General features: G+C 45.8%; 10 protein-coding genes, 6 tRNA genes and 2 pseudogenes. 8 read left to right on the plus strand and 10 right to left on the minus strand.

Annotated features, from left to right (window positions below; genetic code table 11):
• Window positions 1–355: 355 nt before the first annotated feature.
• A pseudogene (locus tag JOD82_RS24005) lies at window positions 356–841 on the plus strand (aldo/keto reductase); the annotation flags it as partial.
• 245 nt (window positions 842–1,086) lie between these two features.
• Here the strand turns inward: JOD82_RS24005 and JOD82_RS24010 are convergent.
• Together JOD82_RS24010 and JOD82_RS24015 are read right to left on the minus strand one after the other, a co-directional pair.
• Window positions 1,087–2,367 carry a collagen-like domain-containing protein gene (locus JOD82_RS24010; RefSeq protein ID WP_245249125.1) on the minus strand — a complete coding sequence of 427 codons (1,281 nt, stop codon included), beginning with the start codon at window positions 2,365–2,367 and terminating at the stop codon, window positions 1,087–1,089.
• 394 nt (window positions 2,368–2,761) lie between these two features.
• Entirely contained in the window at window positions 2,762–3,478 is a 717-nt protein-coding gene (locus JOD82_RS24015; RefSeq protein WP_245249126.1) for a TetR/AcrR family transcriptional regulator, read from the minus strand.
• 107 nt (window positions 3,479–3,585) lie between these two features.
• Here JOD82_RS24015 and JOD82_RS24020 point away from each other — a divergent pair, with 107 nt between their 5' ends.
• On the plus strand, window positions 3,586–4,338 hold the full coding sequence (locus tag JOD82_RS24020) for an SDR family oxidoreductase (RefSeq protein WP_209950071.1): 753 nt from the start codon (window positions 3,586–3,588) through the stop codon (window positions 4,336–4,338).
• 46 nt (window positions 4,339–4,384) lie between these two features.
• Entirely contained in the window at window positions 4,385–5,215 is an 831-nt protein-coding gene (locus JOD82_RS24025) for an SDR family oxidoreductase (RefSeq protein ID WP_209950072.1), read from the plus strand.
• 455 nt (window positions 5,216–5,670) lie between these two features.
• Here the strand turns inward: JOD82_RS24025 and JOD82_RS24030 are convergent, their stop codons facing one another.
• The gene (locus tag JOD82_RS24030) at window positions 5,671–6,135 is read right to left on the minus strand and encodes a phage tail protein (protein WP_209950073.1); all 465 of its coding nucleotides are present in this window, start codon (window positions 6,133–6,135) and stop codon (window positions 5,671–5,673) included.
• Between the two features lie 409 nt (window positions 6,136–6,544).
• Here JOD82_RS24030 and JOD82_RS24035 point away from each other — a divergent pair, with 409 nt between their 5' ends.
• From JOD82_RS24035 to JOD82_RS24045, 4 genes and pseudogenes are all read left to right on the plus strand, one after another.
• A complete protein-coding gene (locus JOD82_RS24035) occupies window positions 6,545–6,871 on the plus strand; it encodes a hypothetical protein (RefSeq protein ID WP_209950074.1) in 327 nt (108 codons plus the stop codon).
• Window positions 6,855–7,022 carry a hypothetical protein gene (locus JOD82_RS24040; RefSeq protein ID WP_209950075.1) on the plus strand — a complete coding sequence of 56 codons (168 nt, stop codon included), beginning with the start codon at window positions 6,855–6,857 and terminating at the stop codon, window positions 7,020–7,022. The genes JOD82_RS24035 and JOD82_RS24040 overlap by 17 nt, the downstream gene beginning before the upstream one ends.
• 38 nt (window positions 7,023–7,060) lie before the next feature.
• Window positions 7,061–7,293 (plus strand): annotated as a pseudogene (locus JOD82_RS29370) (IS110 family transposase); the annotation flags it as partial.
• 290 nt (window positions 7,294–7,583) lie between these two features.
• On the plus strand, window positions 7,584–7,760 hold the full coding sequence (locus JOD82_RS24045; protein WP_196765492.1) for a hypothetical protein: 177 nt from the start codon (window positions 7,584–7,586) through the stop codon (window positions 7,758–7,760).
• Window positions 7,761–7,954: 194 nt separating this feature from the next.
• Here JOD82_RS24045 and JOD82_RS24050 read toward each other — a convergent pair whose 3' ends face one another.
• Complete coding sequence (locus JOD82_RS24050; protein ID WP_231109524.1) at window positions 7,955–8,218, minus strand: hypothetical protein; 264 nt, start codon at window positions 8,216–8,218, stop codon at window positions 7,955–7,957.
• Between the two features lie 293 nt (window positions 8,219–8,511).
• Between JOD82_RS24050 and JOD82_RS24055 the strand changes: the two genes are divergently transcribed.
• Window positions 8,512–8,661, plus strand: a complete 150-nt coding sequence (locus tag JOD82_RS24055; protein ID WP_209950076.1) for a hypothetical protein — start codon at window positions 8,512–8,514, stop codon at window positions 8,659–8,661.
• Window positions 8,662–8,926: 265 nt separating this feature from the next.
• Here JOD82_RS24055 and JOD82_RS24060 read toward each other — a convergent pair.
• From JOD82_RS24060 to JOD82_RS24085, 6 genes are all read right to left on the minus strand, one after another.
• Window positions 8,927–9,006: transfer RNA gene (locus tag JOD82_RS24060), tRNA-Leu, on the minus strand.
• A 12-nt stretch (window positions 9,007–9,018) separates the two neighbouring features.
• Window positions 9,019–9,095, minus strand: a tRNA-Arg gene (locus JOD82_RS24065).
• Window positions 9,096–9,102: 7 nt separating this feature from the next.
• A tRNA-Gly gene (locus tag JOD82_RS24070) sits at window positions 9,103–9,177 on the minus strand.
• A gap of 10 nt (window positions 9,178–9,187) precedes the next feature.
• A tRNA-Leu gene (locus JOD82_RS24075) sits at window positions 9,188–9,268 on the minus strand.
• Window positions 9,269–9,279: 11 nt separating this feature from the next.
• Window positions 9,280–9,355 (minus strand) — tRNA-Lys (locus tag JOD82_RS24080).
• Window positions 9,356–9,362: 7 nt separating this feature from the next.
• Window positions 9,363–9,448 (minus strand) — tRNA-Tyr (locus JOD82_RS24085).
• Window positions 9,449–9,455: the final 7 nt, after the last annotated feature.

A 9,455-nucleotide genomic window follows, 5' to 3' on the forward strand; every position in this document is an offset into this window, starting at 1 on the left:
TATACAAACGGACACCGTGAAATTGAGAAATTTAATTTGAGTTGCTGTAGTGGGGAATCGTTACGTTGGGTTTTCCAGATGCGAAGGTATTTATTTAATAGATTCGCTCCTAAGGTAGAATTTGGAGTCTGAGTATGTAAAGAATTTCTGGGATAGGGTATGGGGTATTTGCTGCTTAGTGATTATTTTCAGACATTTGATCCTCCCCGTGCCGTCATTCTTTAAAGTTCGATTATAGTCCATATTTATCTGTTAAATAGGTGGTAGTGAGAGGATTAGGCAAACATTTGGCACGAACGGGATAACGATCGCTTTGTCATCTGGTGCATAATAAAGATGTGAAGTGGGTGTCTGTTTGTACCGTGAAGGAAAGGTCCGTGCAATCGGCGTTAGTAACTTCCATGAGGATCGCCTGATCGATTTGATTATTCATAATGAAGTAGTTCCTGCCGTGAATCAGGTTGAAACGCACCCATTCAACCAGCAAATTGAAAATGCAAAATTCATGAAAGAGAATAATGTTCAGATCGAATCCTGGGCGCCTTTTGCTGAAGGGAAAAATAACTTGTTCCAGAATGAAATATTGGTATCCATAGCTGAAAAGTATAATAAATCCGTTGCTCAGGTGGTTTTACGCTGGTTGACACAAAGAGAAGTTGTTGTGATTCCAAAGTCTGTTCGTAAAGAAAGAATTATCGAAAACTTCAATATCTTTGACTTTGAGTTAATCCAGGAGGATATGGAGTCGATTACTACGTTAGATACGAAACAGAGCCTGTTCTTTTCACATCGCGATCCTGACATGGTGAAATGGATCGGTACCCGTAAACTCGATATCTAACCATCTTTTAAAAGATCACCCGTAGGTTTTGATTACGCCAAAAGAACCAACAATTAAAAGTATGGAGTAGATGCCCTAAGGATATCTACTCCTCTTTTTCGTTTGCGGCATCAATGTATTTATTAAGCTAATTTGCTCGTTAGTTGAGAAAACGACAGCCACTTTATCGTCTGCCGTCTCCTCGTGGTTATTGAACTATCGTTGATATTGGCATTATTATCGAAAAATACTGCATTTCTTTCCCTCTATGCAACCTGCGTAATAACAAGGTGCGCGGAAACTGGTCTTGTTCCTCCAGCTAATGGAGTGATCGTGAGTGCCGCGGCATTGCCAGCAGGGTTTCGCACTGTGAGTACTGAATTAATGACCGTTGTTTGCACAAGAGCCATTCCTACTATTTGAGAAGTACCTGTTGCACGCCCGACCACCGTATAAGCCAGATCAGCGCCGTTGAGTGTTAAAATGAGTTGACCCGGTTCGTTTACACCTACCTGAAACAAAACCTGATAAGTGCCAATTGTAGCCAAGTTAAAAGAGCTCGCATTTATACGGGTAATTGCAGTCCCACTGATTGGACCATCTTGCGGAAAACTTACGTCTGTATCGGGAGCAACAGTTGCTGCATTATCAGGAGGCATCAAGGCAAAGAAATCTGCAAAGCCTAATACTCCACCTGCCGGCCCTGCGGGTCCCGCTGGACCTGTTGCTCCTGCTGCTCCTACTGGTCCCGCTGGTCCTACCGGTCCTGCTGGTCCTACTGCTCCTGCTGGTCCTGCTGGTCCTGCTGGTCCTGCTGGTCCTGCTGGTCCTGCTGCTCCTGTTGGTCCTGCCAATCCAGCTGCACCAATTGCTCCTGCAATCCCTGCAAGTCCCTGTGGGCCAAGTGCTCCTGCAAGTCCTTCGGGGCCAAGTGCGCCTATCGCTCCTGCAATCCCTGCAAGTCCTTGGGGACCAAGTGCTCCTGCAAGTCCTTGGGGGCCAAGCGCCCCAAGTGCTCCTGCAATCCCTGCCAATCCTTGGGGGCCAAGTGCTCCTGCAAGTCCCTCGGGGCCAAGTGCGCCTATCGCTCCTGCAATCCCTGCCAATCCTTGGGGGCCAAGTGCTCCTGCAAGTCCTTCGGGACCAAGTGCGCCTATCGCTCCTGCGAGCCCTGCCAATCCTTGGGGGCCAAGTGCTCCTGCAAGTCCTTCGGGACCAAGTGCGCCTATCGCTCCTGCGAGCCCTGCCAATCCTTGGGGGCCAAGTGCTCCTACAAGTCCTTGAGGTCCAGCTTCTGCAATTGCTCCCGCAAGTCCTTGAAGTAATTGCTGACCTTTAGGTGGAGGACACGGTACCCGCACTATTTTTTTAATAACTAGAAGACGTCGTTTCTTTTTTTTTCCTTTTGGATGGCAAACAATTGCGGTTTTCTTTTTGCACGATTTTTTTTTATCCAGAAAACTCAACAGTTTCTTTTTTCTTTTCTTTTGGATGGCAAACATTTGTGGTTTTCTTTTTGCACGTTTTTTTTTATCCGGACAACTCAACAACGACACCTCCCTATAAATATGGTTCAGTGTACGCGAGTTGTTTATTTTAGGCATGGACGAATAGCCGGTTATTCGCTAGACTAAAATCCATTTTTAGAATATTGGGTGTTAAGTAGGTTGATGTTATACCACAAACCACACCACTCTTTCAATATGATTACATAATTTAAACCGTCCTTCACTGCGTCAACCAAAATCACATTTGAGTCTTTTTTGTACCTCACAGTGGCAGTGTGCTCCCTGTTCTAAATTCAAGTATCGTTCCCGTTCTGTGATAAATACAACAAAGCGTTCGACTCCGTAATATTTTTCTCCTAGGCTCACTATCCTGAAACCAATCCTGCTCACATCTTGATCCACCTTGTAGATTCTTCTGGTAAGCGCCTGGTCATCATCGGTCCATGATATTTGGATCTGTTTGCGGGTTTTTGAGTGCAGGCAGTAGAATACCATCGATTAGCGCTGTGAAGAAAGACTTGTCGAACGGTTTGCGCTGAATGAGTCCACGAAAAGAAGCCATTGAAGTAATGACCTGGCAAGCCATCTCAATGTCCGCGTGAGCAGGAATTTCACCGCGGACGACGGCTCGGTTCATAAGCTCGCGGTTTACAACAACCCATGGCTCGAAAATCCCGGCTGTTCCTGCTTCGGCAAATTCCGGATGCTGCAAAAAGGAGCCTAGGCCCGCTAGGACTCGAAATTTGCGTTCTTCTTCCGCGATCGATTGTGGCTTCAAAAGCACGAGGAGATCTTCGCGCAGGTTTCCTGTATCAGGCAAGCTTTCGAGCTCAAGATGATTTCGATTCATCCATGCCAAGGCGTCTCGGACTAACTCCGCCTTGGAAGACCAGCGGCGGTAAACCGTCGCCTTCCCAGCCTTTGCTCGAGCCGCGACCATGTCCATTGTCATACCATCGAAACTCGTATCGGCGAGGATGTCGATTGCCGCCTCGAGGATTTTATCATCCCGCGTGTGATCTCTCTTGCGTCCCAATGTTTGCGCAGGCTTTTCTGCCACAACCTCAGATAATTCGCCCCTCTCAGACATTTCCTTTTTTATTTTACTCATAAACTTAGCTCCTTTTAAAATATATATTAAGAAACTCATTAGTTCCGGAACTTTACAGTTTCGTTTTTGTGTGATTTAGTATCATTATCCCACATCCAACGGGAAATATATAGATGGTGCCCCATACCAAAAAGGAGATTACGACCATGCAGGACAAACCCGTAGCCTTGATCACCGGTGCCAATAAAGGAATAGGTTTACAGATTGCGAAGGATCTAGCGGAACAGGGCTTCACCGTGCTCGTTGGATCACGCAGCCTCGAGAATGGAGAAACTGCCTCCAAAAGCATCGGTTCGGATGCGCACGCTCTCCAGCTCGACGTTACCGATCAGGACTCCATTGTTGCTGCAACAGAGCGTATTCGGAACGAATTTGGTCGTCTCGATGTACTTGTGAACAATGCGGGCATATCACACGCAGGTAAACCGGACGATCCGTTTCCGAGCAGTGGCGCGACGAGCGGTCTTTTGACCGTTGCTTCGCTCGAAGACATTCGTTCGGTTTATGAAACTAATGTTTTTGGTGTCATTGCAGTCACCCAGGCCATGTTGCCACTTTTACGTGAGGCTCCGGCAGCACGCATCGTCAACATGGGCAGCACCGGCGGCTCCCTTAGCTGGAATTCCATTCCGGAAAACTCACATCGTGCGATGTTTGGGGCCTATTCGGCATCAAAATCGGCTGTTCATGCGGTGACACTTGCCTTTGCCTTTGCGCTTGAATCGACAAACATCAAGGTCAATGCGGCCTGTCCAGGTTTTACATCGACTGCGCTCAATAATTTTGCTGGCACTCGTAGTGTTGAACAAGGGGCGCGTGAAGCAGTCCGGCTTGCGATGATTGGTGCGGACGGTCCAACAGGAACGTTCTCAGATGAGGATGGACCCATCGCGTGGTAATTATAATTTATACAACAATGGTTAGTAGCCTAAGGGGGATTTCATGATGCGTGTTTTCGTAACAGGAGCGACAGGTTACATCGGTTCCGCTGTCGTCCGTAAACTCATTGATGCGGGTCATCAGGTCGTCGGTCTTGTGCGCTCAGACAATAGCGCTGCGAAACTAAAAGAGGCCGGGGCCGAAGTGCACCGCGGTGACATTGACGATCTCGACAGCCTTCGTAGTGGCGCGGCTGCTGCGGATGGCATTATTCATCTGGCATTCAATCACGACTTCTCGAACTTCGCCAGGACACTCACAGCAGATCTGCACGCCGTCGAAGCGATGGGGGCGGCGCTGGAAGGGTCCGGGAAGCCGTTCGTGATCACCACGCACGCCAATGGAGTGGCAGCAGAAAACGTAATGTTATTGCTGGCTGAGCGCGGAGTGCGGACATCGATCGTAGAGCTTTGTCCTTCGGTACACGGTGAGGGTGACACAGGATTTGTGCCGGGACTGATCAACATTGCCAAAACGAAGGGCTTCTCAGCCTATGTAGAAGAGGGGACCAACCGCTGGCCGGCTGTGCACCGCCTTGACGCCGCACATCTATACCGCCTTGCGTTAGAAAAGGCACCCGCCGGTTCACGACTAAATGGGGTCGCAGATGAAGGCGTGCCATTTCGCGACATCGCAAGTGTTATCGGTAAACACCTGAACGTGCCTGTTGTCAGCATTTCACGTGAAGAAGCAGATACCCACTTCGGCTTCCTCAGCACACTTGCAGCGCTCGATATCCCGAGATCAAGCGTTGCAACTCAGGAACTTCTGGGATGGCGGCCTGTGCAACCTGCACTGATCCACGACCTCGAACAGTCTCACTACTTCAACAACTGATTGGAGACGAGATCGAGAATCGATCATGGGCCGCTTAATAAAGCACTTGAGAAAAGCGAAGCAAGACATGGACTAACAACAACATGTATGAAATAGAAGTTTGGATATTAAAACGAGATCAACACGAGTGCATACCACACTAAGTGTTGTTATCTTCATTCGCATCAAACTATTCTGGCTAATCGTATTGTTAGCTCACTTCCCACAAGAATTTTTCATCTTCACTTATGGCATGGTTCACCGCGTTGGCTTAAGGGGCAAGTTCTCAAAAAAAATAGTCTCCTTATCAGAGACTACCCGCGATCTTCCTGTTTGATAATCATACGATAAGCGGTAGCTTTTCATCATTCTTTCAAAAAGGGCCATCCTTTTGCGGGATAGCCCTTGCTTTAATTTCACATTTTTTTGCAAAGAGAATAAGGGGCTGGATTCCTCCATTTGCACTTTTGCTTACTTTAATATTGTCTTTTAATTACAAAAAACGAACCCCGAATTGTTCCAGCTAGTTTAGACTTCTGCCTAGCAAACTTAAACTTCCCTTCTAGCTCCTTTGGTACCTCCATCCCCTCAGAAAGCTTAAAACCAACAGCCCGCTTTTTAGGGTCATCCACCGTATACATGACATTGATTGCAAGACCATCCTCATAAAAAACGTAGGTAAATTGGATATTTTCCACTTGAAAACGCGACGTTTCTAAAGGTTTAGCCGCAAACGCAATATCACGTTCTTCTCTCAAAATTCGGTTCACATAATCAAGGCTCTCCGGGCTTTGGCTAGCTGGTACAACCGTAAACTCATGCTTGTATTTGTTCATAAAATAACGGGCCTCATTAGCACGTAAACCAGCAAGCGCTTCTGCTACAGGTGAAGACTCTAAACCAACCGTAGATACATCTTTAAAATCAACGAGATACGACATTTCCATTCCTCCTCTTCTCTCTTTACGCCCTAACAGCTTCCGCTTTTCACCAAAATCAAATTCATTTCTCAAGTTGTTGTAGAAACACACTTATAGCCCGACTTCAAATTAATTCTCTTATCTACCACATAGTATACCAAAATTGATTCAAGAGAAGATTTTCAATGGCGAATTTGTTAGTTTGTTAAATAGTGTTCACATAGACTGGTATTCACAAACACCGCTTTTAATATTCGACCAGCGAGATAATACGATGCTGCCTATAGTTCCTCGAAGCCGGGAAATTAAGGATTCAGAGTATGTCCTACCAAAAAACTTTCGGCCTATGCCCTGTACCTCCATTAAGGAGGTTCAGATTCACAAGCCAAGACATTTCCATTCATGATGGTAGCCGTTAGGCCATGTTTGTTTGGGAAAGACCCTCTGCATGGAAGGGGGCGTACCCGCATATGTAAACCAAATAAGTACGATACCTATCTATCATGAAAATATAGATGCACGGTTGAAGAATTATATCGTGCCTATCATTGCGCTAAACTTTGTAACGGTTATACACGAGCGTCAAATGAAAAAAACCGCCGGGGACGACAAGTTGTTGCGGCAGATGATCGCCGCTATGGACGAAGGCTTTCGCGTGGTTAGAGGCCTTACAATATCCGCTAACGCCGGCCGCGCAAGCGTGACTAATCCGCAAACGACCGGCGTTAATGCGCCTTTTTATGAAAATTTATCATAGGATGCCGATCAGCCGACTGGTTGACGGATCCGTAGGGGAAATCGTAGCTTTGAGCTGCGTGTTTCACCTTTGGAAGGAACAGACCCGGGTCCCTACACCCAACTGGGACGAGCTGGAAAAGCGTTTTGAAGCCAAGGTCAACCGTTCATAACTTTTACCCGAGGAGTAATCAACCGAAGATGATTCTATTTCTACAAAGAAGACTTTGATCATTATAAAACAAGGGGCGTTCAGTTGCTTGAATCTCCGAAACTTATCGCGACAGCATGACGCGTTTACCGGTCTATATATTCAAATTAAACTGCAGTTCCAAGCCGCATTGGATCAGATGTCTCCTGAATACAAGGGTGTTTATCGGAGATCTTCATTCTGCGGTGTCGTTGAAAACCTTATTGGAGTTCCCCACCTCTGATGCCGTTCTGAAAGCCGGTGTCTGATAAAAATATAGTATTAGACTGAATTGAATATAGTAATAGCGGCAGCCTTGGACTGAAAAAGGAGAAAGTCCTAGACTACCGCTGTTCTTTATTTAACTAACGTTCCTCGTTAGTTGAATAAGCACGCTTTCTTTTATTACACAATATCTTCGTACTGTTCAGTATTTCTATCATTCATCTTTTACTTTTATTATGAGAAGTGTTAGACTAATATAGGTTTTATATACTTATTACCGATTACTAAGATGTGTAATCAATGAAAGGATTTGATGAATGTGGAATCGACTAATTTCAAAGTTATACCTGAAAAACTTAAAGGTAGGACGATTGAAGATGTCGCCATCACTACTAATGCTGTGGTTATTAAATTTACTGATGGTACTTATTTAGATATCTATCTCGATGAGGCTGCACAAACATTAAAGACATCAACAAACAAGCTGGATAGTTAACTCAACACTTTACACTTAGCTATCATTTTCCCAGCTTCCTCCTTCACAGTTTGCGTCAAATGCGACATAAAACCTCCACTTATCTTGTTCAACTAAACTGCCCGTTAGCTCAATGAAAAAAAGCAGCCCCTCATGAACTGCCCTACTGCTACTCACTTCAACAATAGGATGAGTTCATTCAAAGGCTACCTCATTTACCAAGTAATCCAACCACTCGTTCGTTTGTAACTGTGTAGGAGCTCGTATTCTTCACTACGCATCAGTCGTTTCATTTTTGTTCTATACAGACGATAATCATCTTTTCTTGCTATCTTACATTCTTTGTTGTAATGAACACTCTTGATTCCTTTACGGAAATCCTTAAGCTTCTCTTTTCTTGGATCTTTGGGCTTATTATTGATCTCCAGACTTTGCTGTTTCTCATCTTCCCAGAATTGAATCTCTTCCCGTGTAAACATCTTCATCCCCGTTGTGCCGGGTTAGATTTTGGCATTTGAAGCCATGACCTTAGACACAACTAATAGAAGAAGATCTTCGGATTGAACATTAGCTCACCTCTGATTTTATTCTCCCTTATTTTAACATATTTATAACTATCCTGCCCTTTAGTTTAATAAAAAGAGAGCAGACTTGAAGCGCCTGCTCAACATTGTGTGTTATTTAACTATCGTTCCTCGTTAGTTGTACGCCCTATCCATAGAAAGCCTCGTGTGCACCTGTCATATCTGGCATCGTGATATCCATGGTCACCATGTCCAGTTGCTTCTCAGACGAAGAAGACTCCGGTCAGCGCTTCGCTCAAAGCCTATTGAACGGTAAGCAGATTGAAGTTTTGGATCTGGTGCGGTTGCTTCTCTCGCCGATACCAGAGTTAGGTTGCGGGGTGCTGGAGGCGGGGTAATTTCCGATGAAATTTTCTGTCTGCATGCTGATATTGCCTTCAAGAATTGAACTACGAGCTGAAACTTAAGTATATGGAGGAGATTGGCTTGGAGTTTCTACTGCTTGTGATGTCGATAAAAACAGTTTAAAAGTAAAAAAGGAGAGATGGCATAAAAATAAGCCATCTCTCCTTTTTCATATATATAAAGCGGGTAATGGGAATCGGACCCACGCTACCAGCTTGGAAGGCTGAGTTTTACCATTGAGCTACATCCCGAAATAGATGCCGGTGAGAGGACTCGAACCTCCACGGTTTCCCTCACGATTTTGAGTCGCGCGCGTCTGCCAATTCCGCCACACCGGCTTATGAAGTTAATGGCGTCCCCTGAGAGATTCGAACTCCCGACCTTTTGATTCGTAGTCAAACGCTCTATCCAGCTGAGCTAAGGGGACTAATAAATGGAGCGGACGACGGGAATCGAACCCGCGACCCTCGCCTTGGCAAGGCGATGCTCTACCGCTGAGCCACGTCCGCAAAAACAAGATGCGCGTGGAGGGACTTGAACCCCCACGTCAAAGACGCTAGATCCTAAGTCTAGTGCGTCTGCCAATTCCGCCACACGCGCATGTAATACAATGGTGAGCCATGAAGGACTCGAACCTTCGACACCCTGATTAAAAGTCAGGTGCTCTACCAACTGAGCTAATGGCTCGTAAAACTGGTGGAGGATGATGGATTCGAACCACCGAACCCGTAAGGGAGCAGATTTACAGTCTGATGCGTTTGGCCACTTCGCTAATCCTCCAAAATGG

The sequence above is a fragment of the Paenibacillus sp. 1182 genome, assembly GCF_017833915.1.
In the GTDB taxonomy this organism is placed as follows: Bacteria; Bacillota; Bacilli; order Paenibacillales; family Paenibacillaceae; genus Paenibacillus; species Paenibacillus polymyxa_D.